This is a genomic window from Streptomyces apricus (assembly GCF_008369065.1).
Lineage (GTDB): Bacteria > Actinomycetota > Actinomycetes > Streptomycetales > Streptomycetaceae > Streptomyces > Streptomyces apricus.
In genome coordinates, this window is the sequence record NZ_VDFC01000015.1 from 1 (window position 1) to 24244 (window position 24244).

Consider the following 24244-nt stretch of genomic DNA (forward strand, 5'->3'; position numbering starts at 1 on the left):
CCCGCAGGCCCCGCAGGCCCCGCAGGCCCCGCAGGCCCCGAAGGTGCCGGACGTTCCGGACGCATCCGCACCCGCGCCCGCGACCGCATCCGCGCCCGCGCGATTGGCCGGGCGGGGACGCCGGACCACGGTCGCGCTGTCCGTCGTGGGGACGGTGCTCGCGGGTGTGCTGGGCTGGACCCTGCTGCCCGACGGGTGGAGGTCGGACGCGTCCTCCTCCAAGGACACGGGGAAGGGGGCGTCGGCGGACCCGTCGGCCCGGACCTCCTCGCAGCCCTCCCCGTCCGGCGCCGACCGCGAGGAGGGCGCCGGCCTGCTGACCGGGGACGGGATCCGCACGGCGATCGAGGCACTGGAGAAGGAGACGGGCCGCGACCGGTACGGCCGCTTCTCGGTGTACCCCGAGTACGTCTCCGCCCAGGTGCTGGCCGACGGCAGCAGGGCCAGTTACGACCAGTACACCTACCGCGTCGGCCGGGGCGTGGAGAAGAGCATCATCAAGGGGCAGTTGAGCGGTGGGGCCCTGCCGATGAACCTCGACGACTTCGACTGGGACGAGGTGCCCGCGCTCTTCGCCGAGGCCGGCAAGAAGCTGAACGTGGACGACCCCACGAACCGCTACCTGCTCGTGGTCCCTGCCGACGACATCTTCGGCAAGCCCCCGTACATGGCGGCCTACCTCGGCGACGAGTACAACAGGAGCGGCTATCTGCAGGCGGATCCCCGCGGCAAGGTCACCAAGGTGATGCCCGCCGACGACTGACGCGCCGCGCATGACGGACCACCCGCCGCGCACGACGGATCAACCGTCGGCTGGGACCGGGCGAGCGACCGGGGGAGCGAAGTGCCGCGCGACCGTCGCGGCCAGTTCCTCCGCCGTGCGCGGGCCGGGGGACAGGTCGGCCGACAGGCCCTGGGCGCGCAGGAGTTCCGCCACCGCGKCGCCCCACGGCAGCCGCAGTCCCGCCTGCGCCAGCAGGTCCGTACGGGCCAGGACCGCGGCCGCGGGACCGGTGACCGTCCCGGACGGGGTGAGCAGCGCCGCGTCGTCGGCCCAGCGCAGGGCCAGGTCCACGTCGTGCGTCGCCATCACCACGGTGGTGCCGCGCCCGCGCAGCGCGTCCAGGGTCGCGAGCAGCCGCTCCTGCCCGTCCGGGTCGAGCCCCGCGGTGGGCTCGTCGAGGATCAGGACGCGGGGACGCATCGCGACGGCGCCCGCGATCGCGGTCCGCTTGCGCTGCCCGTAGGAGAGCAGGTGGGTGGGCCGGTCGGCCAGGGCCGTGATGTCCAGTGCGGCGAGCGCCTCGTCCACCCGGGCCCGCACCTCGGCGTCGGGCAGGCCGAGGTTCAGTGGCCCGAACGACACGTCCTGGCCGACCGAGGCGGCGAAGAGCTGGTCGTCCGGGTCCTGCACCACCAGCTGGACGGTCGTCCGGAGCAGGGTCAGGCCCTTGCGGTCGTACCGCACGGGACTTCCCTCGACGCTCAACCGCCCGCTGCGCGGCCGCAGTCCGCCGCTGAGCAGCCGCATCAGTGTGGTCTTGCCGCTGCCGTTGCGGCCGAGCAGGGCGAGCGCACGCCCCGCGCGCACCTCGAAGTCGAGGCCGTCGAGCACGGTCGGCCCGTCCTCGTACGCGTAGGACGCGCCCCGCAGGGCGACCAGCACGGGCTCGCTCATCGCAGCGGCCTTTCCAGTACGAGGGTGAGTGCGGCCAGGGCCGCGAGCAGCGCGAGGCTCAGGAGCGTGAACCGGGCGGAGATCCGGGCCGGCGGCACCAGGACGCGCAGGGTGCCGTCGTAACCGCGCCCGGCGAGCCCGGCCTGCAACCGGGTCGCCCGGTCGAAGGCCCGCACGAAGGCGGTGGCGCCGAGCCCGGCCAGCGAACGCCACGTGGCGGCCCGGGTGGTGTGCCCGAGCCGCGCGGCCTGCGCCTCCCTGATCCGCCGGACCGAGTCCAGCAGCAGGAAGCTCATCCGGTACGTCACCAGGGCGACGTCGACGACCGGTGCGGGCACCCCTGCGTTCACCAGCCGGGGCAGCAGGTCGGACAGGGGAGTGGTGAAGGCGAACAGCAGCACGCCGAGGGAGGCGGCCGAGGTGCGCAGCAGGAGTTCGCCGGCGCGCACCGGCCCGCCGTCGGCCAGGGTCACGAACCCGTCCGGGCCGCCGACCTGGAGGAGCAGCGGCAGCGCCCCGGTCACGCAGAACCCCAGCGGCACCCGGTAGGCGCGCCAGAGTCTGCGGCCGGGGACGGCGGCGGGGCCCAGCAGCACGACGAGGGCCGTCACCAGCACCAGGGCGGCGCCCGGCCAGGGCGGGAGCGAGATGGCCAGCACGGTCAGACCGAGTCCGAGCACGGCCTTGTCCACGGGGTGGCGGCGGCGCCAGCGACTGCTGTGCGCCGCCGCGTCGATGGGCAGCACGAAGGCTCAGGCCCGCCGGACCGCGGACGCGTCGGCACCACCACTGCCGCCACTACCACTACCAATGCCACCACCGACGCTTTCCCCACGGCCGGTGCTGTGATTGCCGCTGCTGTCGCGACTGCTGTCGTCGGGCGCGGACGTGTCGGTCGCCGCGTCCGGACCGCCCCTGTCGGCCAGGGCCCGGAGTTCGCCCTGGCGGCGGCCCCGGCGCAGGCCGAAGTAGTAGGCGAGCACCCCCGCGCCGAGAGCGGCCTGAAGGGCGAAGAGCGCCGACTCGATCTCGCCGGACGGCGGTTCGTACAGCGGCGAGAACCACGGCTCGTAGTCCGGTTCGATCTCGGTGATCGCGGTCTCGGCCTCGGAGTCGGAGCCCGTGAACGGCTCCTTCTTGTGGTCCCCCAGGCCGAGAGCCAGCGGCAGTACCGCGAGGGCGGCCACGACGAGCAGCAGCAGTGCGTTGATCTTCGCGTTACGGCTCATCGGGCCACCGCCCCGGTCGTGTCGGTCGTGCCGGTCGTGTCAGTCGTGCCGGTCACGTCGGCCGCGTCGGCGGCGTCGGCCGCATCGGCCCGGCCGGTCGCCCCGGTCCGGGGCCGCGCCTTGGTGAGGAACACGCCGAGCCGGGTCAGCTCACCCCTGCTCGACTGCACCAGCAGCCGCATCACCAGCACCGTCAGGAGCCCCTCGCTCACCGCGAGCGGGATCTGCGTGACGGCGAAGATCGAGCCGAACTTGCCGAGCGCGCCCAGGAACCCGCTGCTGGGGTCGGGGAACGCGAGCGCCAGCTGCACGCTGGTGACGCAGTACGTGGACAGGTCGGCGACGAACGCGGCGAAGAACACCGCGACCATCAGCGGCACGTCGAACCGCCGGAGCAGCCGGTAGATCCCGTAGCCGGCCCAGGGCCCGACGATCGCCATCGAGAAGACGTTGGCGCCCAGCGTGGTCAGCCCGCCGTGGGCGAGCAGCAGGGCCTGGAAGAGCAGGGTGATGGTGCCCAGCACCGCCATGACCGGCGGCCGGAACAGGACCGCACCGAGACCCGTGCCGGTGGGGTGCGAGCAGCTGCCGGTCACGGACGGCAGTTTCAGTGCGGAGAGGACGAACGTGAACGCCCCGGACGCCCCGATGAGCAGCGTGCTCTCGGGATGCTCCCTGACCTCACGGGTGAGCGACCGGACTCCGTGGACGACGAACGGCGCCGACGCGACGCCCCAGGCGACCGCGTGCGCCGGAGGAAGGAAACCCTCGGCTATGTGCATGGCTCAGCAGACCCTCTCCAGCACCTCGTGGATGGTTGACGCGCCTTGGCCGGTCTCCTGGCTTACGGGTAACACCGCCCGCGCTCCGCCTTCCCGGGTCCGAGGACCCAGTGGCTGCCCCTGAGGGCCGGAGCCGGACTTCCCGATCACAGTGGCGAGGGCCGCACCGGCATCACACCGATTTCCCGAGCACCAAGGCGTGGTGACAGTAGTGCGCGTACCGGGGTGGTGACAAGCGGACCCGGGGGCGCACGGGTGGCTCCTGACCACCTGTTACGAGCCGGAATGTGCGCCAAGTCTTGACGTGTCCCTGGCGAACTGACTCTATGGGAGCGCTCCCACCTATCCGGAATCCACGTTTCTCGATCCTCACTCCCTGGAGTCGCAGTGAGAAGGACAAGAAGCACGACGCGAAAGAACCACGTCAGGGCGGCACTGGCCGGGCTGGCGGCCTTCCTGGGACTCGTCGTCCTCGGCGCGCTCGTCCCCACCGCCGCCCATGCCCGTGCGCCCGAGGCCCTCGCGACCGGTCTGCACATCGAGGACGGCCGCCTGGTCGAGGGCAACGGCAACGACTTCGTCATGCGCGGCGTCAACCACGCCCACACCTGGTACCCGGGTGAGACGCAGTCGCTGGCCGACATCAAGGCGTTCGGGGCCAACACCGTCCGCGTCGTCCTGTCCAACGGCCACCGCTGGACGAAGAACAGCGCGGAGGACGTCGCCGCCGTCATCGCCCGGTGCAAGGCCAACCGGCTGATCTGCGTACTGGAGGTGCACGACACCACCGGGTACGCCGAGGAGACCGCCGCCGCCACCCTCGACCAGGCCGCCGACTACTGGATCGGCCTCAAGGACGTCCTCGCCGGCCAGGAGGACTACGTCGTCATCAACATCGGCAACGAGCCCTGGGGCAACACGAATCCGGCGGGCTGGACCGACCCCACGATCGCGGCCGTGAAGAAGCTGCGCGGCGCGGGGTTCACGCACACCGTCATGGTGGACGCGCCCAACTGGGGCCAGGACTGGCAGGGCGTCATGCGCGCCAACGCCCGGGCGGTGTACGACGCCGACCCCACCGGCAACCTGATCTTCTCGATCCACATGTACAGCGTCTTCGACACCGCGGCGGAGATCACCGACTACCTGAACGCCTTCGTGAACGCCGGACTGCCCCTGCTCATCGGCGAGTTCGGCGGGCCCGCCGACCAGTACGGCGACCCCGACGAGGACACCATGATGGCCGCGGCCCAGCGGCTGGACCTCGGCTACCTCGCCTGGTCCTGGAGCGGCAACACCGATCCGGTCCTCGACCTGGTGATCGACTTCGACCCCGGCCGGCTCAGCTCCTGGGGGCAGCGCGTCTTCAACGGCGCCGACGGCATCGCCCGGACGGCGAAGGAGGCCACGGTCTTCGGCGGCGGCACCCCGGGCGACACCCAGGCCCCGACCGCTCCGGGCACCCCCGCCGCCTCCGCCGTGGCGGCCACGTCCGTGACCCTGACCTGGACGGCTGCCACCGACAACGTCGGTGTCGCCGGGTACGACGTGGTCCGGGTCGGCGGCGGCTCCGAGAGCACGGTCGCCGCGTCCACCACCAACACCGCCACCCTGACCGGCCTCACCGCCGCCACCGCGTACACCTTCGCCGTGTACGCGCGCGACGCGGCCGGGAACCGCTCGGCCCGCTCGGCCACGGTGAACGTGACCACGGAGGACGGCAGTTCACCCGGCACGGCCTGCTCGGTCGGCTACCGCGTCACCAACGAGTGGCCGGGAGGCTTCCAGGGCGAGATCACGCTCCGCAACACGGGCGCCGCCGTCATCAGCGGGTGGCGGCTGGTCTTCGCCTTCGCCGACGGGCAGACCGTCTCGAACATGTGGGGCGGCACCCCGACCCAGAGCGGGGCCACGGTGAGCGTCGCCGCGGCCTCGTACACGTCCACCATCCCCGCGAGCGGCTCGGTCACCGTCGGGTTCACGGCCGTCAGGGGCGGCGTCAACACCGCTCCGACCGCGTTCGCCCTCAACGGCGCCACCTGCGCCACCACCTGATCCGGCGGCACCGGCCGGCGGGGTCACCGCGCCCCGTCGGCCGTCCGGTGCCGGTCAGGCGGTCCCGGCGGCCTGCTCGGTCCCGGACTGCGCGGTGTCATCCGCGGGCGCGGGCGCGGGGGCCGGGGCGGGCGCGGACGCCGTGTAGAAGACGGACGACCCCTGCTTGGTGCGCTGGACCTGGCCCTTGGCGACCAGTCCCTCCACCGTGGTGCGGACGACCTTGGGCTTGATCTCGCGGTCGGGGTGGGCCTCGGCCAGCGCGGTGGCGACCTCGGCGGACGAGCGCGGCTCGGACTGCCGGCCGAGGTGCTCGCGGATGAGGTCGACGAGGGTGGGCCGGTCGGAGGCCGGCTTCGCGGCGCTCCTGGCGGCCGGCTTCGAAGCGCCCGGCTTCGAGGCGGGTGACTTCGACGCGGCCGACTTCGGAGCGGTGGACTTGGAGGCGCCCGATGCCGAAGTGCCGGACCGGGAGGCCGACTTCGCGCCGGTCTTCGCCGCGGCGGAGCCGCCGGCCGACCCGGCGGCGGCGGTCTTCGCGCCGGTCTTCGCCGTCTTCCCGGCGGCCGGTCCGCCGGCCGCCTTCTTCCGCCTCGCCGTACCGGCCGACGCCTGCCGCGGCACCGAGGGACCGGACGCCGTGGTCTCCTCGGCGGCGTCGGCGGCGGGCGCGGCCTGTACGGAACCCTCGCCGCCCAGCGCCCGCTGCAGCTCCGCCAGCAGGGTCTGGTCGTGCCGCAGACCCCGCAACTGCTCCTCCAGGGCCGCCACTTCGGCGCCGATACGTTCCTGCTCCTTGGTGTTGCGCTCCAGATCCGCAGCCACCTGGGCGGCGTACTGGGTCTTGAGCTGCGTAGCGGCCGATTCGACTTCGGACATGGCGGTTACCCTTCCTCGTCATCGTGTGGTGCTGGGGCCGGATGCTACTCGCATCGTCCGTGTCATGATCCCGAATGCGTGCGAACCACCCTTCGGGTACCGCCTCACCCGTTGCGCACCCCTTTCGTTACGACCGCCGCCCTTGACAGCCTGCGTGCTGTTTCGCGACGTTTGAGCCCCGCCGGACACGGCGGTTCCCGGCCGCGGGCCGGAAGGGGACGAGGACGCGCACAGCGCGTCCGCGGGGACATGGGGGGCGATCTGAGGTGCGGACGAGCATCCACAGACCGGAGTCGCTGAGTGAACCGCTGCGCCGGGCCTGGCACCGGGCGGCCGACGAGTCGCCGGACTACGCCAACCCCTTCCTCTCACCGGAGTTCGCCGCCGGCATCGGCAGGCACCGGAGCGGGGCGAGGGTGGCGGTGCTGCACGAGGACGGGGAGGCCGTCGGCTTCCTCCCGTACGAGCGCAACGCCTTCGGGGTGGGCCGGGCCATCGGTCTGGGCCTGTCCGACTGCCAGGCCCTCGTGCACCGGCCGGGAGTCACCTGGGACACCGCGCAACTGCTGCGGGACTGCGGGCTGTCGGTCTTCGAGTTCGACCACCTGGTCGCGGAGCAGGAGCCGTTCGACCGCTTCGTCACGGGGACGTTCGCGTCGCCGGTGATCGACCTGAAGCCCGGCGAGGGCGGTTACGCCGAGTGGCTGCGCGGCGCGTACCCGGGGCTGGCCAGGACGACGCTGAAGAAGGAACGCCGGCTGGGGCGCGACCTGGGCGAGCTGCGGTTCGTCCTCGACGAGCGCGACCCGGCGCCGCTGCGCACGCTGATGGAGTGGAAGTCGGCCCAGTACCGCAGGACCGCACGGATGGACCGGTTCGCGCGGCCCTGGATCGTGGACGCGGTGAACGACCTGTTCCAGGTCCGCGAGGAGCACTTCACCGGTCTCCTCTCGGTGGTGTACGCCGGCGACCGGCCGGTGGCCGCGCACTTCGGGCCCAGGTCACGCACCGTGTTCGCCGCCTGGTTCACCGCGTACGACCCCGCACTGCGCTACTACTCACCGGGGTTGATCATGCACCTGCGGATGGCGGAGGCCGCCGGCCGGGAGGGCGTGCGGATCCTGGACCTGGGGCGCGGCGACAAGGAGTACAAGGACTGGCTCAAGACACGGGAACTGCGGGTGGGGGAGGGCTTCGCGAGCCGCCCCCATCCGGTGGCGGCGGCCCACCGGCTGTGGCGCAGACCGGTGCGCGGCCTGCGCAACACGGTCCTGGCCCATCCCCGGCTGCGCGACCCGGCCGACCGGCTGCTGAAGACGGTGGGCACCCTGCGCACCTCGGCCGGCGGCGGCTCCGGGCGGTCCGGCCCCGGACGTACGCTCCCGCCGCCGCGGACCCGCACCGGCCCGGAGGAAACGCCTTAGGTCAGCGGTGGCCGTCCCCGGTCCCGTCCGTGGAGCTGTCGGGCTTGCCCAGGGACCAGCCGGAGACGTCCGTGAGCCGCCCCCGCCACAGAGGCATGACGACGGGGCCGCCCGAGCCGAAGACGGCGGTGGCGCCGCGCAGGTGGATCCACTGGGGCAGCCGCTGCGGAGCCGGGCGCCCCTGCTTCTCCGCCACCGCCTGGTCCACCTGCTCGGGGAACCGCTCCAGCAGCTGGGCGCCGGGTCCGTCGACACCGCGCAGGCTGTGCGCCCAGTCGGTCGTCCACGCCTTGTGCGAGATGAGGTCGCCGTACAGGAGACCGCCCCCGACGACCAGGGTGATCGGCAGGGCGGCCTGCGGGTCCTGGCCGACCAGCCGCACCAGCATCTGCAGCTGCAGATCGGGCGCGGGTTCGGCCACGATCGGCGCCGCCGCCTCACGGAGCGGATCCTGCTCTTCAGTCACGACCTCGCCGGCCCTCTCGATCTTGGTTTCACGTGGTGCCATCGTCGCGCGTTTCCTGCCCCCGATGCCCGGGAACATGTGCGCACGGACCCGACGGATCCTTGATTGTCGCGTTCGTTACTCCTGCCACCTTGTGTGAGGGAAGCCGGAGTACAGTCTGCTCGCCGCGCCCGTGCCGGACCGGGCCGCGTGCATCCCCCTGTCCCCTCCCCGTGCCGGCCGGGTGATGCCATGACCAGTACGAAGGACCAGTCCGAGATGATCTCGCCCACCGCCACCACGACGCCGACGGCACCGCTCTACGAGGAGCGCGCGCAGCGGATACGCCGGCGGCTGGAGAGACTCATCGGCATCGCGGCGACCGAGGGCAACACCCTCACCGCCCTGCGCAACGGCGACGAGATCTTCGCCGCGATGCTGGCGGGCATCCGGGCCGCCGAGCACACCGTGGACATGATGACCTTCGTGTACTGGAAGGGCGACATCGCCCGCGAGTTCGCCGAGGCGCTGACCGAGCGGGCCGAGGCCGGGGTCCGGGTCCGGCTGCTGCTGGACGGGTTCGGCAGCAGGCTGATCGAGAAGGACCTGCTCGCGGCCATGGAGCGGGCCGGGGTGCAGGTGGCGTGGTTCCGCAGGCCGCTCGCGCTCTCACCGTTCAAGCAGAACCACCGCTGCCACCGCAAGGTCCTCGTGGTCGACGAGCAGACGGCCTTCACCGGCGGGGMGGGGATCGCGGAGGAGTGGTGCGGCGACGCGCGCAACGAACACGAGTGGCGCGACKCCCACGTCGAGGTCCGCGGACCCGCCGTGGACGGCATCGCCGCCGCGTTCGCCCAGAACTGGGCCGAGTGCCACGACGAACTCTTCGACCGGCGTGACCGCTTCGTCGACCACGAGCCCGAGGGCGGGGCCGTGGTGCAGGTGGTGCGCGGCTCGGCCAGCTTCGGCTGGCAGGACATGCAGACCCTGCTCCGCGTGATGCTGGAGTCGGCCGAGGAGCGCTTCCGGCTGGCCACGGCCTACTTCGCGCCGGACGCGTTCTTCGTCGGGCTGCTGTGCGCCGCGGCCCGCCGGGGCGTCGAGGTGGAGATCCTGCTGCCCGGCCCGCACACCGACAAGCGGGTCTGCCAGCTGGCGGGACAGCACTACTACGAGGACCTCATCGGCTGCGGCGTGAAGATCTACCAGTACCAGCCGACGATGATGCACGCCAAGGTCATCACCGTGGACCGGGTCGCCGCGCTCGTCGGCTCGACCAACTTCAACCGCCGCTCGCTCGACCACGACGAGGAGATCATGCTCGCCGTCCTGGACGAGGAGTTCACGGCGACCCTCGACGCCCACTTCGAGGAGGACATCGAGCACGGCGTCCTGATCGAGGGGGGCCGCTGGAAGCGGCGCTCGGTCGCCCAGCGGGCCCGCGAGGCCGCGGTCATCCCGATCCGCCGCTTCCTGTAGACCCGGTTCCGGTCCGGTCCGGTTCCGGCCCGGCCGAGGCCCGGTTCCGGCCCGGCCCGGTCCGGCGGTCAGCCGGGCCGGTCGCCCGTGCGGCAGACCTGGCGGGCGATCTCGCGCAGCTTGACGTTGCGGTCCTGGGAGGTCTTCTTCAGCACCTTGAAGGCCGCGTCCTCGGACAGGCGGTAGCGCTCCATGAGGATGCCGATGGCCTCGCCGATCTCGTGCCGGGTCTCCAGGGCGTGGCTGAGCTGCTGGTGCGTACGGGCCGCCGAGAAGGCCACGGCCGCGTGCGAGGCGAGGATCCAGCCGGCCCGTTCGGCGGACCCGTCGAAGGTGTCCGGGGTGTGCGAGTACAGGTTCAGGGCGCCCAGGTCGTCGTCCTCGGTGAAGAGCAGGAAGCCCATCATGCTCCCCATCCCCAGCTCCCTGAGCCTCGGGGTGAAGTGGGGCCAGCGCTCGCTCGGCTTCGTCATGTCCGTGATCGAGTAGACCTGCTGGCGGTCGGTCACGGCGTCGAAGCACGGGCCCTCCCGCAGGTCCTGCTGGATCCGGTCCGCGTGCCGCACCACGTCGCTCGTCGCCGCCAGGGCGTTCACCTCGCCCTGCCGTACGGTGAGGATGCCGGCTTCGTCGCACCCGTTGATCAGGACCTTCGCGTGCTCCACGATCCGGTCCAGGGTGCCCTGGGCGGAGTCCTGGGCGAGCAGGTCGCGTGCCATGTCCGCCACGGCGATCGCGAACTGCTCCCAGACCTCGCCCGTCTGCTGCGACATGCGTCACCCGCTCGTTCATTGAGACATTCCGGCCGTGGCCCGTGGAAGCCCATCTTGCCACCCGGGTCCTCCCGTCGCGCCGGAGCGAGACCCCCGGTGACCCGCGCCCGGACGTGAGCGTCCGGGCCGCCGGACGTGGTTCCCCGGGCCGTCGGCACGGCGGGGCGGCGCCGTCCCACAAGACTTGTTGTTTCACCGGTGCCGTCGTGGGTGACCCGGAGGGGGACCGAAACCGGTGAACGACAGCATCACGACCGAGGAGGCACTCATGGAAGGCTGGCGCGAACACGCGGAATGCCGCACCGTCGACCCCGATCTCTTCTTCCCCATCGGCAGCACGGGCCCGGCCCTTGTGCAGATCGAGGACGCGAAGAGCGTCTGCCGCCGCTGTCCGGTGCAGACGCAGTGCCTGGACTGGGCGCTGGAGACGGGGCAGAGCATCGGCATCTGGGGCGGCAGGAGCGAGTCGGAACGACGTGCCCTGCGGCGCCGCGCCTCCCGCCGCGGCGCGTAGCCGCGGTGACGTGCCGCCGCGTCGGCACCCGCAGGTGTCGGACCGCGGGAGAGGGGCAGACGGAACGGGACCGCTGAGGGAAGCGATCAGCGCCGTAGCCGAACGAGGTGGAGCAGTGGGCCTGGAGCAGGACCGGGTGTCCGGTCTCGTCGACGACGTGACCGACCAGGCGGCGGAGCCGTCCGAGGACGAGCGCGAGGCCTGGGCGCGGGTGCGGCGCACGGCCACGGGCATGCACCACCACCAGGCGAAGGAAGCACTGGAGGACGCCCGCAGGACGGCCCGGGACGGGACGCTCACCGGCCGGGACGCACGGGTCGCGCGTGCGGAGGCCGAGGAGTGGGAGCGCATCACCGAAACGCTCTCCGTCCACGCCGGGGCGTACGACAGCGCCGACGACCCCTTCGTCCAGGGCGAGCTGGAAGGCCGCGCCCACCACGGCCCGGCCCTGCCGGACCCCCGGTGACCCTGGACCCGCGGGAGCGGCGCGCGGCGACTGAGGCAGCGTTGTCAGTGCCCTCCGGAAGAATGCAGAGCATCAAGACGTCATCACCCCCGGTGACACGCGATCGAACCCGTCCGTCGAAAGGCCGCCCGCACATGACGCCCTCCTCCCACCTCCGTGCCGTGCCGCGAGCCGCGGGCGAGAGCGTCGACCTGCTGCGGTCCCTCTCCCGCACCCCCGCGCCACTGACCCCCGGCGGTGCCGAGGTTCTGCGTCTCATCCAGGTGCAGCGGGTGCCCGTCTGCCTGACCGTGCACGCCAACGGCCGCCGCCGGTACGGGTACTGGCAGTCCGTCAGCGCCGGTTCGCCGTACGGGGGGTGCTACGTGGCCCTGCCCACGGACGAGTGCGACGCGCTGCACGCGGCGGGCCGCATCGTGCTCGGGGACCCGGTGACGGACCCGGCCAAGACGACGTACCCGGTGCGTCCGGTGGTGCGCGGCGCCTCCGCGGCGGTCCGCGGCTCCTCGGTGACGGCGGGCGTGCCCCGGCAGACCTCCGCCCCGGCCCGACAGGCCTCCGCGACCCGGCAGGCTCCCGCGCCCTGGCAGACCTCCGCGACCCGGCCGTCCCGCACGGCCGGGGGACAGGCCCTGCCCACCCGGCGGGCGCTCACGGCGTAGCGGCACAACGGCGTACCGGCTCTCGCCGGTCCGGCCTCCGCCGCCTCCCGGGCGGTGTGGCCGGGCCGGCGATTTTCTTCTGATCCGGGGTAGGCGCGTCCCGAGGACCTGATGAACACCGAGGAGGGCGCACCGCACATGTCCGAGACGCACGACGTGGTCGAACTGATCCTTGAGGACCACCGCAGGATGGAGGAGCTCTTCCGGCAGATGCGCAGTGTCGAGGCGGACCGCGCCCAGGCGCTGAAGGAGTTCTCCGACCTCCTGATCGCCCACGCCCTGGCGGAGGAGAACGAGGTCTACCCCGCGCTCAAGCGCTACCGGAACATCGACAACGAGGAGGTCGAGCACGGCGAGGAGGAGCACGAGGAGGGCAACGAGGCGCTGCTCGCCCTCCTGGAGGTCGACGAGGTCGGCTCCGACGAGTGGGACGAGAAGCTGGAGGAGCTCGTGGAGGCGATCACGCACCACGCCGACGAGGAGGAGCGCACGATCCTCAACGGGGCGCGCGAGAACGTCGCCATGAAGCGCCGTGAGGAGCTCGGTGCCGCCTTCCTCAAGGAGCGGGCGAACCAGCTGGGGTCCGGCTGCGGCTCGATCGAGAACGTCCGCGCCATCGTCAAGGGCTGACGGCAGGGGTTGACGTCAAGGGCTGACCCGGGCGGAAGCGACGCCCCCGCATTCCTGACGACTGTCTTCCTGAGGACTGTCTTCATGACGACCGGGCGCACCCGTGGGTGCGCCCGGTCTCCCGTGTGCCGTGCCGGAGGGACGGGCCGGGGACGGCGGGAGCCTCACCGCGGGGMGAGCGGCACCACGGCCGTGATGCGCTTCCCGCCGGTGTGCAGCTCCGAGATCGTGATGTCGCGGGCCAGCCGGCAGACGATGGGCCAGCCGTGTCCCCCGGGCCCCATGGTCCCCCGCCTGCCGTCGTCGCGCTTCGGCGCGGGGAACTCCTGGCTGTTGTCGCTCACCGACAGGCGGACGACCTCGTCGTCCAGCGCCACCTCGAAACCGGTGACACCGCCGCCGTGCAGCATCGCGTTGGTCGTGAGTTCCGTGGCCACGAGCAGGGCGTCGCCGATGACCTCGTCACCGCCCCGGTCGGTGCGCCGCCGGGACCGGCGGGCCTCGGCCAGCGCGTGCCTCACCTCCTCGCGCACCTCGGCCGGACTGCTCGGCCGGAACGGGGCGCGCCGCGACGGCTCGGTCGCGAGATCGGTGGGAGGCGTACGGTACTCCGCGAGCATGTTCTCGCTCCTTCTTAAAAGAAGCGGGCCCGCCGCGAGAGCGTGCGGCGGGCCCTGCGCATTAGCTGGTCCCTCAATGCCGGAATGCGTCCTTGGTCTTCTCCTTGGCCTGACGGGCGTCGCCCTTCGACTGCTCCGCCTTGCCCTCGGCGGTCATCCGCTCATTGCCGACGGCCTGACCGAGAGTCTCCTTGACCTTGCCCTTGGCCTGCTCGGTCTTTGCCTTGGCCTTCTCGTCCTGGGCCACTGCGGATCACGTCCTCACTGATCTTCGTCCGTACGATCTACTGTTACGGCTGACCGGAGAGGGCCGGTCCAAACCCGGCTTTCCGAGAATGCGGCGAGCTTCCCCCGAACGGCCTGATCACGCCCATGAATAATGCTGAATTCGAAATCAAATGGTGAAGGGCGACACCGGGAACGTGAAGTCCGGAACATGAAGTCCGGAGCGTGAAAGGGAGGCCGTCCGCGATCGGTCTCCGGCGCGGCGGCCCGCGGGCGGCTCACCCGCGGCGGGGGAGGCCGCCGGGGACACCGGGCGGCGATGTTGGCGGTCGCGGGGCGCGCCACCCCGCCGGGCCATGCGGTGCCCGGCGCCGCTCCGTCCCGGAAGGAGCACCGCCCATGCGACGCTACCCACCCATCGCGGACCACGGGCTGGTCGGCGACCTGCAGACCGCCGCACTGGTCTCCTCCGACGGCACCGTCGACTGGCTGTGCGCGCCCCGGTTCGACTCGCCCAGCGTGTTCGCCTCGCTCCTGGACCACGACCGCGGCGGGCACTTCACCGTGTCCGCCGCCACCGAACGGCCCCCGGTCCAGCTCTACCTCCAGGACACCGCGGTCCTGGTGACCCGCTTCCTGGCGGAGTCGGGCGTGGGCGAAGTGGTCGACTTCATGCCGGTGGACCGCCCCGAGCACGCGGCGGGCCGGCACCGGCTGGTCAGGATCCTGCGGGTCACCCGCGGCCGGGTCCGTTTCACCCTGCGGTGCCGGCCCCGCTTCGACTACGGCCGGGCCCGGCACCGCGTCGACCTGACCGGGGACACCGTGCGCTTCGACGCCCCCGGCGCCCGGGCCGTGCTGCAGGCGGTCGGCGCGGTGCGGTGGAGCCGGGACGGCGACGACGTCCACAGCGAGCTGACCCTGGGCGAGGGCGGGACCGCGGCCGTCGTCCTGACGGTGGGCGATGCCGACGACACCCCGGTGCCGCCGCTCGCGTACCCGGACGTCATGGCCCTGTTCGAGGACACCCGGGACTTCTGGCACGCCTGGGTGCGCCGCAGCCGCTACCACGGACGCTGGCAGGACATGGTGAACAGGGCGGCCATCACCCTGAAGCTGCTCACCTACGCGCCGACCGGGGCACCCGTCGCCGCGCCCACCATGGGCCTGCCCGAGCAGATCGGCGGGGGCCGCAACTGGGACTACCGCTACACCTGGGTGCGGGACGGCTCGATGTCGGTCGGCGCGCTGCTGGACCTGGGGTACGTCGAGGAGGCCCACGCGTTCCGCGGCTGGCTCGGCGACCGCCTGCGGGCGGGCCGTACGGTCAGCGGGGAGCCCCTGCAGATCATGTACCGCGTCGACGGCGACCCCGAGCTGGCGGAGGAGCCCCTGGACCACCTGGAGGGCTACCGCGGATCGGCGCCGGTGTACGCGGGCAACGGCGCCGCGGGACAGCTCCAGCTGGACATCTACGGAGAAGCGGTGCTCGCCCTGTCGCGGGCGGTCCACGACACCGGGGACGCGCCGCCCTACGACGGCTGGCAGGCCCTGTCCGGGGTGCTCGACTGGCTGGTCAAGGCCTGGGACCGGCCCGACGAGGGGATCTGGGAGACCCGTGGCGGACAGAAGGACTTCACCTACAGCCGGCTCATGTGCTGGGTCGCCTTCGACCGGGGCATCCGGATGGCCCGGGACTTCGCCCGGCCCGCCGACGTCCAGGAGTGGACCATGGCCCGGGACGCGATCCTGCGCCAGGTGATGGAGCGCGGCTGGAGCACCCGCCGCCGGTCGTTCGTCCAGAACTACGAGGACACCACCCTCGACGCGTCCCTGCTGCTCATGCCCTCCGTCGGCTTCATCTCCCCGAAGGACCCGCGCTGGCTGTCGACCCTCGCCGCCATGGAGCGGGAACTCGTCTCCGACAGCCTCGTGCAGCGCTACGACCCGCAGGCGTCCCCGGACGGCCTGCGCGGCAGCGAGGGCACGTTCTCCCTGTGCAGCTTCCTGTACGTCGACGCGCTCGCGCGGGCCGGACAGCTCGGTCCGGCCCGGTACGGCTTCGACAAGATGCTGACCTACGCCAACCACGCTGGCCTCTTCGCGGAGGAGATCGGGGCCACCGGGGAACAGCTCGGCAACTTCCCGCAGGCCTTCACCCACCTGGCACTCATCACGGCCGCCCTCTCCCTCGACCACGAGATGGACGCCCTCGGCTGACGGCACGGTGCGCGGGTACGGGCGCGAGGCGGGTGCGGGTGCGGGGAGCCGAAGGGAGACGACGATGTCCGGTGCCGGACAGGCCACGTCCCGTACGGTGCGCGGCGCCGGGCGCCGGGCCCGGGCCGACTTCAGCGGCGGCGTCTACGGATCCGTGCTCGCGGCCTCCGTGCTCATCGGCGCGGGCACGCTCGGCTCCTTCCCCCGCGTCGAGCTGGTGCTGTTGCTGCTGCTCACCGCCCTGGTGTTCTGGGCCGCCCACGTGCACGCGCAGCTCTTCGGCGCGCGGCTGGCGCAACGGGACCTGGACCGCCGGGCCGCACTGCGGGTGTGCCGCGAGGAGTGGCCGATCGTCAACGCCGCCGTCCCGCCGGCCCTCGCCGTGGCGGTCAGCCCCCTGGCCGGCCTCGGGATCCGGGCCACGCTGTGGGTGGCGCTCGCCGTCGCCGTCGCCGGTCAGGTGGGCTGGTCCACCGTCGCGGCACGGCGCGCCGGGGCCTCCTGGCGCATGGTGGCCCTCACCGCGACGGTGAACCTGGCGCTCGGCCTGCTGATCGTTGCGTGCAAGCTGTTCCTGACCCACTGAACGCGGTGCGGCCGCATGCCCGCATCTCCGGATGCCCGTACCCCCGTGTGCCCGTGTGCTCAGAGGCTCTCGGCGGTGACCCTCCCGCTGCGCACGGCCGCGCCCAGCGCCTCGAAGTCCCGCTCGTTCTGGTCGGCGTAGGCCTGCGCGAACCCGGCGAGCGCGCGGTCGAAGCGGTCGCTGCCGCCGAGGTACGCGGCGACGGCCACGGGATCGCCGGAACGGGCGTGGGCCCGCGCCAGGCAGGCGCCGCACAACTGCCCGAACAGGCGCAGGAGTCCCGGGTCCATGGTCTCCGGCCGGGCGATCCCCTTCCAGTCCCGCAGCTGGCGCACGTAGAAGTCGCGGCCCACGCCGTCGAGGCCCGTCACATGGGTCCAGCCCAGGAAGATGTCACTGGTCGTCTGGATGAGCCGCTGTCCCGCCACCACCCGGCGGCCCTGGTTGTCGTAGTGGCTGCCGTTCGTGTGGGGGGCCAGGACCGACTCCTGGGCCTCCTTGGCCTGCAGCAGCAGGGGGTCCCCGTCGTCCCGGCCGAGCATGAGCAGGATCCAGCAGCGCGTCCCCACACTGCCGACGCCCACCACCTTCCGGGCCATGTCCACCAGCCGGTAGTGCCGCAGCAGGTGCCGCCGTTCCGAGGACAGGGTCCGCGCGTACCCGTCCAGGACGGTGCGCAGCTCCTTCTCCTCGTCGCCCCCCGAGGACTCCGCGAGCAGGCTGCTCAGCGGGGTGAGCAGCGGCGGATCGGGGGTGATCCGCCGGCCCTCGGCCGTGACGCGGGTGAGCTTCTCGAAGGCCTGGAGGTGCGTGCGCGTCCTGGCCTTCGCCGTCGCGTCGGCGGTGCGGCGCCTGGCCCGCTTGTCCATCGAGGAGGCGAGCAGTTCCCGCATCCGGTCGGCGTCGTCCTGCGCGTACCAGATGTCGAGCGTGCTCATGCCGGCGAATCGGCGCATCCGGCGCCGGTAGGCCCGCACACAGGCCCGTACCGCCTCGTTCTGCTTCCTGGCCGAGAACCCGTTGGCCCGGCCGGCGATCGCGATGCTCGCGGCCAGCCGCTTGACGTCCCACTCGAACGGCCCGGCCATGGTCTCGTCGAAGTCGTTGATGTCGAAGACCAGATGACGCTCGGGCGAGGCCAGCAGCCGGAAGTTCAGCAGATGGGCGTCCCCGCAGAGCTGCACCGACAGACCGGTGCCCGGGACGGGCCCGAGGTCCGCGGCCATGATCGAGGCCGCGCCCCGGTAGAAGCGGAACGGCGACTCCAGCATGCGTCCGTAGCGGATCGGCACCAACTCCGGCAGCCGCGAGGCCGACTGACGCTCTATCACCTCGACGGGGTCGGGCCGCTGCTGGTCCGGCTCGAACCAGCCGTGGCACGAACGGGAGGCCCGTTTGCGCGCTTCCCTGCCGTACGCCGCCCGTTCGGCGGGGGACAGGGAGGCCGTGAAAGCGACCGGTACGACCATGGCGCGAACCTCCTGAGCCCGTGTCTGCGCTCCCACCTCAGCGCCGTCCCGGCGGCGCCGGATCACCCGCCGGGGGTGATCCGGCGGCCGGTGCGACGGCGCGACGCTGGCGGGCCGGGTCKCCCCCGCCGCCCGCCGGCGGTCTGCCCGCGGTGCCCCGTCGGCCGCGCGAGGAGGAGCCATGACCGTGTCAGGTGGTGCGGCACCGCGTTCCGCACCGGAGCCCCCGTCCGCAGGGGCGGATCCGGCGCAGGCGCTGGGGAAGCTGGGGCGCTCCTGGACGTGGATGCTCGGTTCGGCGCTGACGGCGTTCGTGCCCGGCGTCCTCATCCTGGTCTGGCCGGACGAGACGCTGCACGTCCTCGGGGTCCTGGTCGGCCTGTACCTGCTGGTGATGGGCGGCTTCCGGTTCGTCGCGTCCTTCGCGCGCGAAGATCTGGGCGAACGGCTGCCCGGCCTGCTCCTCGCGGTGCTGTACGTGCTGGCCGGGGTGCTCTGCATGCGCAATCCGCTGCAGACCGTCGCCGCGCTCTCGCTGATCGTCGGGGTCGTCTGGCTGGTGTCCGGCATCCTCACGCTCTACACGGCCATCGTCGCCGGGGACCTGCCGCACCGCGGCTTCCTCCTGGGGGCGGCGGTGATCGGCATCCTCGCGGGCATCGTGGTGCTGGCCCTGCCCACCGAGTCGGCCCGGGCGCTGACCCGCCTGCTCGGCCTGTGGCTGGTCCTGCTCGCCCTGGTGGAGGTGGTGATCGCCATCGCCTGGCGGGCGGCGGTGAAGAGGGGGTGCGACCCCAGTCCCGCCCTGCAACGCGTCCTGGAGACCGCCTGCGTCCAGGGCCCCGCCGTGGAGGCCCACCGCACGGCCCGCGCCGCCGACGGGCACACCCCGGGCGACGAGGGCCCGCGCTGGCCGGAGTTCACCGCGCACCTGCGCCAGGCCGGCTACGCCTTCGCCACCGCGGTGCCCATGCGGCTGCGCAAGGAGACCATCGGCAGCCTGCTGCTCCTGGACTCCAGCGAGCGCCCGCTGACCGCCGACGACCTCGCCCTCGCCCAGGCGCTCGCCGACGCCGCCACCATCGGTCTGCTGCACTCCCGCACCATCCAGCAGCAGGACACCGTCAACGAACAGCTCCACACCGCCCTGCAGAGCCGCATCGTCATCGAACAGGCCAAGGGCCTGCTCGCCGCGCGCAGCAACACCACCCTGAACGACGCGTTCGAGGCCATGCGCCGCCACGCCCGGCAGCACCGGATCCTGCTCAGCGCCGTCGCCCGGGAGGTCATCGACACCGGCGCCGTGCCCGGCGGGCGGCCCCCGGCCGTGCCCCCGCGGCAGGACACCGACGCCGAGTAGCGGGGCAACCGGCGCCCCACCACCGCCACGACCGGAATCCGCCCGGGCTGAGACACTTGAGGAGGAAAGGAACAAGCACGTGGATCAGCCGGCGGAAGCACCAGCCTCGGGGGGACCCGAGCAGCAGACATTGTTCGACTGGGCGGACAGCGAGGCGCCACAGGCCGCGCCCGCGAAGACCGCGGACGGGGCGTTCCGGGACAGCCCGCAGGCCCGCCGGATGCTCGACGTGCGGGAGGTGTACGCCGAACCGGCCGCCCTCGACTCCCCGCGCGGGCAGCAGATCATGTCCCGGCTGCCGGGCGTGCAGGTGACCGAGGTCGACGGCCACTGGCTCATCCCCGCCTTGCACGGCAACGACGGCAACATCTCCCGCTGGGCCCGCATCAAGACCGACACCCTCGTCCTCGGTGTCAAGCAGAGCCTCACCACGCGCCCCAACGGCAGGTCGGCCGACTGGATCGCGCCGGGCGCCTCCAACGGCTGCGCGATGGCCTGTGCGTACTGCTACGTCCCGCGCCGCAAGGGGTTCGCCAACCCCATCACCCTGTTCACCAACATCGAGGCGATCGTGGCCCACGTCCGGCGCCACGTACGCGCCCAGGGTCCCAAGACCGAACCCAACCAGTGCGACCCCGAGGCCTGGGTCTACGACATCGGCGAGAACGGCGACTGCTCCGTCGACGCGCTGGTCTGCGACAACACCGCCGACCTCGTCGACGCCTTCAGGACCCTGCCCACGGCCAAGGCGTCCTTCGCGACCAAGTTCGTCAATCCCGACCTGCTCGCGCTAGACCCGCGGGGCCGCACCCGCGTGCGCTTCTCCGTCATGCCGGCCGACGACGCCCGCCTGCTCGACATCCGCACCAGCCCGGTCCCCGAGCGGATCGCCGCGGCGGCCGACTTCCTCGACGCCGGGTACGAGGTCCACTTCAACCTCTCGCCCGTGGTGCTGCGCCCCGGGTGGGAGCGGGACTGGACCGATCTGCTCGTCCACCTGGACGACGTGCTGCCCGCCCGGGTGAAGGAGCAGGCGGCGGCCGAGATCATCATGCTGACCCACAACCGGTCGCTCCATGAGGTCAACCTCGGCTGGCACCCCCGCGCGGAGGACCTGCTCTGGCAGCCGGACATCCAGGAGACCAAGCGCTCGCAGAACGGCGCGCTCAACGTCCGCTACGCCCTGGAGACCAAGCAGCGGGCCCTGGCGCGCCTGCGGGAGCTGCTGGCGCGGCACGCACCGTGGCTCCGTATCCGCTACGCCTTCTGAGTCCGCTACGCGTCCCGGGACGAACCGTGCCTTTTGAGGCGGGCGGGAAGGGGAACCCACGTCGCTGAGGGGCCGCAGCCCCGCAGGCGGACGAGGAGGAGCGCGATGCGGTTCCGGACGAGTGACCTCATGAAGCCCGGCTACGGGCGGCGCCGGCACGGCCGCGGTTTCGGCTACCTCGACACGAAGGGCCGGCCCCTGCGCGACGAGCGGGAGCTGCAGCGCGTACGCGGCCTCGTCATCCCGCCCGCCTGGCAGGACGTCTGGATCTCCCCGTACCCCAACGGCCACATCCAGGCGGTGGGCACGGACGAGGCCGGCCGGCGCCAGTACCTCTACCACCCCCGCTTCCGCGAGCAGCGGGAGGCCGCCAAGCACGAGCGCATCCTGGAGGTGGGCGCCGTGCTGCCCGACGTGCGCCGCCAGGCCGCCAAGGGCCTGGAGGACCGCGGCCTGACCCGGCAGCGGGTCCTCTCGCTCTGCGTCCGCCTGCTGGACCTGGGATTCTTCCGCGTCGGCGACGACCGCTACGCGAAGTCGAACGACTCCTACGGCCTGACGACGGTACGGCGCCACCAGGTCACCTGCCCGCGGGGCGCCGTCGCCTTCGACTACGCGGCCAAGAGCGGGCGCCGCTACTGCCGCGAGATCGTCGACGACCAGGCGCACGACATCGTCCGGGCCCTGCTGCGCCGCCGCGACGACGACGACCACCTGTTCGCCTACTACGCGTCCCGCCGCTGGCACACGATCACCGCCACCGACCTCAACGGGCACCTGCGCGAGCTCGCGGGCCTGGACATCAGCAGCAAGGACTTCCGCACCTGGCACGCCACGGTGCTCGCCGCCGTCGCCCTCGCCGTGTCGGCCGACGTGGCCGGCACCTCACCGACCGCCAGGAAGCGCGCCTCCGCACGGGCGGTGCGCGAGGTCGCCGGCTACCTCGGCAACACCCCGTCCGTCTGCCGCGCCTCCTACATCAACCCGCGCCTGTTCGAACTCTTCGACGAGGGCAGGACGATCGCCCCCGCCCTGGCGTCCCTCGGCTCGGTCCCCGCATCGGGCGGCCTCGCGACCCAGCCGGTGGAGGAGGCGGTACTGCGGCTGCTGTCCGAGTGAGCACGTACCGTGTCGGCCCCCGAAAAAGACGGAACCCGGGCCGGTCCAGGTGGACCGGCCCGGGCGTCGGACGCAGGTCGGGATCAGACCAGGTCGAAGCGGTCCGCGTTCGAGACCTTCGTCCAGGCGGCGACGAAGTCCTTCACGAACTTCTCCTTCGCGTCGTCGCTCGCGTAGACCTCGGCGAGCGCACGCAGCTCGGAGTTCGAGCCGAAGACCAGGTCGGCACGGGTGCCGGTCCACTTGACCTCGCCGGTCGCGGCGTCGCGGCCCTCGAAGGTGGTCTGGTCCGAGGAGGTGGAGCTCCACGTCGTGCCCAGGTCCAGCAGGTTGACGAAGAAGTCGTTCGTCAGGGTGCCCGGGGCGTCGGTGAGGACGCCGTGCGCCGACTGGCCGTGGTTGGCGCCCAGGACGCGCAGGCCGCCGACGAGGACGGTCATCTCGGGGGCGCTCAGGCCCAGCAGGTTGGCCTTGTCCAGCAGCAGGTACTCGGCCGGCAGGCGGTTGCCCTTGCCGAGGTAGTTGCGGAACCCGTCGGCGGTCGGCTCAAGCGCGGCGAACGACTCGACGTCCGTCTGCTCCTGCGTCGCGTCCGCGCGGCCCGGCGTGAACGGGACCTCGATCTCGACGCCGCCGTCCTTGGCGGCCTTCTCGACGCCCGCCGCGCCGGCGAGCACGACCAGGTCGGCCAGGGAGACCTGCTTGCCGCCGCGCTGGGCGGAGTTGAAGGACTCCTGGATGCCCTCCAGGGTGCGCAGCACCGAGGCGAGGCGGTCGGGCTCGTTGACCTCCCAGCCGATCTGCGGCTGCAGGCGGATGCGGGCACCGTTGGCGCCGCCGCGCTTGTCGCTGCCGCGGAAGGAGGAGGCCGCCGCCCACGTGGTGGAGACCAGCTCGGAGACCGTGAGGCCCGAGGCGAGGATCTGCTCCTTGAGGGAGGCGACGTCCGCGGCGTCGACCAGCTCGTGCGTCACGGCCGGCAGCGGGTCCTGCCACAGCAGGGTCTCCTCCGGGACCTCCGGGCCGAGGTAGAGCGACTTCGGGCCCAGGTCACGGTGGGTGAGCTTGTACCAGGCGCGGGCGAAGGCGTCCGCGAACTGGTCGGGGTTCTCGTAGAAGCGGCGCGAGATCTGCTCGTACGCCGGGTCGAAGCGCAGCGCCAGGTCGGCGGTCAGCATCTTCGGGGCGTGGCTCTTCGACGGGTCGTGCGCGTCCGGGATCGTACCGGCGCCGGCGCCGTCCTTGGCGACCCACTGGTGGGCGCCCGCGGGGCTCTGGGTCAGCTCCCACTCGTACTCGAAGAGGTTCTTGAAGAAGCCGTTGCTCCACCGGGTGGGCGTGCTGGTCCAGGTGACCTCAAGGCCACTGGTGATGGTGTCGCCACCCTTGCCGGTGCCGTAGCTGCTCTTCCAGCCCAGGCCCTGCTGCTCCAGGGAGGCGGCCTCGGGGTCGTCGCCGACGTTGTCCGCCGGGCCCGCACCGTGGGTCTTGCCGAAGGTGTGACCGCCCGCGATCAGGGCGACCGTCTCCTCGTCGTTCATCGCCATCCGGCGGAACGTCTCGCGGATGTCGCGGGCCGAGGCGACCGGGTCCGGGTTGCCGTTGGGGCCCTCGGGGTTGACGTAGATGAGGCCCATCTGGACGGCGCCGAGCGGGTTCTCCAGCTCGCGGTCGCCGGTGTAGCGCTGGTCGTCGAGCCAGGTGGTCTCGGGACCCCAGTAGACGTCCTCGTCGGCCTCCCACACGTCCGCGCGGCCGCCGGCGAAGCCGAAGGTCTCGAAGCCCATCGTCTCCAGGGCGACGTTGCCGGTGAGGATCATGAGGTCGGCCCAGGACAGGCTCTGGCCGTACTTCTTCTTCACCGGCCACAGCAGGCGGCGGGCCTTGTCGAGGTTGGCGTTGTCGGGCCAACTGTTCAGCGGCGCGAAGCGCTGCTGGCCGGCGCCGGCGCCGCCGCGGCCGTCGCTGATGCGGTAGGTGCCGGCGCTGTGCCAGGCCATACGGATCATCAGCGGGCCGTAGTTGCCGAAGTCGGCCGGCCACCAGTCCTGCGAGGTGGTCAGCACCTCGGCGATGTCCTGTTTGACGGCGGCGAGGTCCAGGCTCTGGAAGGCGGCCGCGTAGTCGAACTCCTCACCGAGCGGGTTCGCCACGGCGGGGTTCTTCGCAAGGATCTTCAGGTTCAGGCGCTCGGGCCACCACTGACGGTTGCCGCCACCCTGCGTCGGGTGCGGGGCGCGGTCGTGCGCGACCGGGCAGCCCCCCGTCCCCTCCGGCTTGGGGTCCGTGACGATCGCGTCATGGTTGTCGGTCATAAGGAGTCCTTCCGAACGGCGTGGATCACATGCTCAGGAACTGC

At 72.4% G+C, this 24244-nt stretch carries 22 protein-coding genes, 3 pseudogenes and 1 riboswitch; of the genes and pseudogenes, 14 read left to right on the forward strand and 11 right to left on the reverse strand.

Annotated elements, in window-relative coordinates; translation table 11 throughout:
* Positions 1 to 763: pseudogene (locus tag FGF04_RS05040) on the forward strand (serine/threonine protein kinase); the annotation flags it as partial.
* A 39-nt stretch (positions 764 to 802) separates the two neighbouring features.
* Here the strand turns inward: FGF04_RS05040 and FGF04_RS05045 are convergent.
* From FGF04_RS05045 to FGF04_RS05060, 4 genes are read right to left on the reverse strand one after another with little or no spacing between them, the layout of a single operon-like run.
* Positions 803 to 1678 carry an energy-coupling factor ABC transporter ATP-binding protein gene (locus FGF04_RS05045; RefSeq protein WP_149510006.1) on the reverse strand — a complete coding sequence of 292 codons (876 nt, stop codon included), beginning with the start codon at positions 1676 to 1678 and terminating at the stop codon, positions 803 to 805.
* Positions 1675 to 2424 (reverse strand): cobalt ECF transporter T component CbiQ, encoded by a 750-nt coding sequence (gene cbiQ, locus FGF04_RS05050; protein ID WP_149510007.1) that lies wholly within the window; start codon positions 2422 to 2424, stop codon positions 1675 to 1677. Before cbiQ ends, FGF04_RS05045 begins: the two co-directional genes overlap by 4 nt.
* Positions 2425 to 2430: 6 nt before the next feature.
* A complete protein-coding gene (locus FGF04_RS05055; RefSeq protein ID WP_149510008.1) occupies positions 2431 to 2907 on the reverse strand; it encodes an energy-coupling factor ABC transporter substrate-binding protein in 477 nt (158 codons plus the stop codon).
* Positions 2904 to 3689: an energy-coupling factor ABC transporter permease gene (locus FGF04_RS05060; protein ID WP_149510009.1), complete on the reverse strand. Its 786-nt coding sequence runs from the start codon at positions 3687 to 3689 to the stop codon at positions 2904 to 2906. The genes FGF04_RS05055 and FGF04_RS05060 overlap by 4 nt, the downstream gene beginning before the upstream one ends.
* Before the next feature lie 30 nt (positions 3690 to 3719).
* A riboswitch (cobalamin riboswitch) is annotated at positions 3720 to 3901 on the reverse strand.
* A gap of 175 nt (positions 3902 to 4076) precedes the next feature.
* Between FGF04_RS05060 and FGF04_RS05065 the strand changes: the two genes are divergently transcribed.
* On the forward strand, positions 4077 to 5744 hold the full coding sequence (locus tag FGF04_RS05065) for a cellulase family glycosylhydrolase (protein WP_149510010.1): 1668 nt from the start codon (positions 4077 to 4079) through the stop codon (positions 5742 to 5744).
* A gap of 54 nt (positions 5745 to 5798) precedes the next feature.
* Here the strand turns inward: FGF04_RS05065 and FGF04_RS05070 are convergent, their stop codons facing one another.
* Entirely contained in the window at positions 5799 to 6623 is an 825-nt protein-coding gene (locus tag FGF04_RS05070; protein WP_149510011.1) for a BlaI/MecI/CopY family transcriptional regulator, read from the reverse strand.
* Between the two features lie 266 nt (positions 6624 to 6889).
* On the opposite strand from FGF04_RS05070, the gene FGF04_RS05075 reads away from it, so the two are divergent.
* Entirely contained in the window at positions 6890 to 8047 is a 1158-nt protein-coding gene (locus FGF04_RS05075) for a GNAT family N-acetyltransferase (RefSeq protein ID WP_149510012.1), read from the forward strand.
* A gap of 1 nt (position 8048) precedes the next feature.
* Here the strand turns inward: FGF04_RS05075 and FGF04_RS05080 are convergent, their stop codons facing one another.
* Positions 8049 to 8555 carry a hypothetical protein gene (locus FGF04_RS05080; RefSeq protein ID WP_235882196.1) on the reverse strand — a complete coding sequence of 169 codons (507 nt, stop codon included), beginning with the start codon at positions 8553 to 8555 and terminating at the stop codon, positions 8049 to 8051.
* Between the two features lie 189 nt (positions 8556 to 8744).
* Here FGF04_RS05080 and FGF04_RS05085 point away from each other — a divergent pair, with 189 nt between their 5' ends.
* On the forward strand, positions 8745 to 9971 hold the full coding sequence (locus tag FGF04_RS05085; RefSeq protein ID WP_149510013.1) for a phospholipase D-like domain-containing protein: 1227 nt from the start codon (positions 8745 to 8747) through the stop codon (positions 9969 to 9971).
* 68 nt (positions 9972 to 10039) lie between these two features.
* Here FGF04_RS05085 and FGF04_RS05090 read toward each other — a convergent pair whose 3' ends face one another.
* A complete protein-coding gene (locus FGF04_RS05090) occupies positions 10040 to 10744 on the reverse strand; it encodes a GAF and ANTAR domain-containing protein (protein WP_149510014.1) in 705 nt (234 codons plus the stop codon).
* A 268-nt stretch (positions 10745 to 11012) separates the two neighbouring features.
* Between FGF04_RS05090 and FGF04_RS05095 the strand changes: the two genes are divergently transcribed.
* The 4 genes from FGF04_RS05095 (at position 11013) to FGF04_RS05115 (ending at position 13016) form a co-directional block, all read left to right on the forward strand.
* The gene (locus FGF04_RS05095; RefSeq protein ID WP_149510210.1) at positions 11013 to 11258 is read left to right on the forward strand and encodes a WhiB family transcriptional regulator; all 246 of its coding nucleotides are present in this window, start codon (positions 11013 to 11015) and stop codon (positions 11256 to 11258) included.
* Between the two features lie 115 nt (positions 11259 to 11373).
* Entirely contained in the window at positions 11374 to 11724 is a 351-nt protein-coding gene (locus FGF04_RS05100) for a hypothetical protein (protein WP_149510015.1), read from the forward strand.
* Between the two features lie 134 nt (positions 11725 to 11858).
* A complete protein-coding gene (locus FGF04_RS05110; RefSeq protein WP_149510017.1) occupies positions 11859 to 12386 on the forward strand; it encodes a hypothetical protein in 528 nt (175 codons plus the stop codon).
* A 138-nt stretch (positions 12387 to 12524) separates the two neighbouring features.
* The gene (locus FGF04_RS05115; protein WP_149510018.1) at positions 12525 to 13016 is read left to right on the forward strand and encodes a hemerythrin domain-containing protein; all 492 of its coding nucleotides are present in this window, start codon (positions 12525 to 12527) and stop codon (positions 13014 to 13016) included.
* Positions 13017 to 13180: 164 nt separating this feature from the next.
* On the opposite strand, the gene FGF04_RS05120 is transcribed toward FGF04_RS05115, so the two are convergent.
* Positions 13181 to 13636, reverse strand: a complete 456-nt coding sequence (locus tag FGF04_RS05120) for an ATP-binding protein (protein WP_149510019.1) — start codon at positions 13634 to 13636, stop codon at positions 13181 to 13183.
* A gap of 73 nt (positions 13637 to 13709) precedes the next feature.
* Positions 13710 to 13883, reverse strand: coding sequence for a CsbD family protein (locus FGF04_RS05125; protein WP_149510020.1), 174 nt, complete (start codon positions 13881 to 13883; stop codon positions 13710 to 13712).
* A 377-nt stretch (positions 13884 to 14260) separates the two neighbouring features.
* Between FGF04_RS05125 and FGF04_RS05130 the strand changes: the two genes are divergently transcribed.
* Both FGF04_RS05130 and FGF04_RS05135 read left to right on the forward strand, forming a co-directional pair.
* On the forward strand, positions 14261 to 16081 hold the full coding sequence (locus FGF04_RS05130; protein ID WP_149510021.1) for a glycoside hydrolase family 15 protein: 1821 nt from the start codon (positions 14261 to 14263) through the stop codon (positions 16079 to 16081).
* Between the two features lie 64 nt (positions 16082 to 16145).
* On the forward strand, positions 16146 to 16667 hold the full coding sequence (locus tag FGF04_RS05135) for a hypothetical protein (protein WP_149510022.1): 522 nt from the start codon (positions 16146 to 16148) through the stop codon (positions 16665 to 16667).
* Positions 16668 to 16726: 59 nt separating this feature from the next.
* Here the strand turns inward: FGF04_RS05135 and FGF04_RS05140 are convergent, their stop codons facing one another.
* Positions 16727 to 18136 (reverse strand): DUF2252 domain-containing protein, encoded by a 1410-nt coding sequence (locus FGF04_RS05140; protein ID WP_149510023.1) that lies wholly within the window; start codon positions 18134 to 18136, stop codon positions 16727 to 16729.
* A gap of 181 nt (positions 18137 to 18317) precedes the next feature.
* On the opposite strand from FGF04_RS05140, the pseudogene FGF04_RS40890 reads away from it, so the two are divergent.
* From FGF04_RS40890 to FGF04_RS05155, 4 genes and pseudogenes are all read left to right on the forward strand, one after another.
* Positions 18318 to 19208, forward strand: a pseudogene (locus FGF04_RS40890) (DUF308 domain-containing protein); the annotation flags it as partial.
* A 69-nt stretch (positions 19209 to 19277) separates the two neighbouring features.
* Positions 19278 to 19496: pseudogene (locus FGF04_RS40895) on the forward strand (ANTAR domain-containing protein); the annotation flags it as partial.
* 79 nt (positions 19497 to 19575) lie between these two features.
* Entirely contained in the window at positions 19576 to 20766 is a 1191-nt protein-coding gene (locus FGF04_RS05150; RefSeq protein ID WP_149510025.1) for a spore photoproduct lyase family protein, read from the forward strand.
* Positions 20767 to 20871: 105 nt separating this feature from the next.
* Positions 20872 to 21885, forward strand: a complete 1014-nt coding sequence (locus FGF04_RS05155; RefSeq protein WP_149510026.1) for a DNA topoisomerase IB — start codon at positions 20872 to 20874, stop codon at positions 21883 to 21885.
* 83 nt (positions 21886 to 21968) lie between these two features.
* On the opposite strand, the gene katG is transcribed toward FGF04_RS05155, so the two are convergent.
* Positions 21969 to 24200 (reverse strand): catalase/peroxidase HPI, encoded by a 2232-nt coding sequence (katG, locus tag FGF04_RS05160; RefSeq protein WP_149510027.1) that lies wholly within the window; start codon positions 24198 to 24200, stop codon positions 21969 to 21971.
* Positions 24201 to 24244 lie beyond the last annotated feature (44 nt).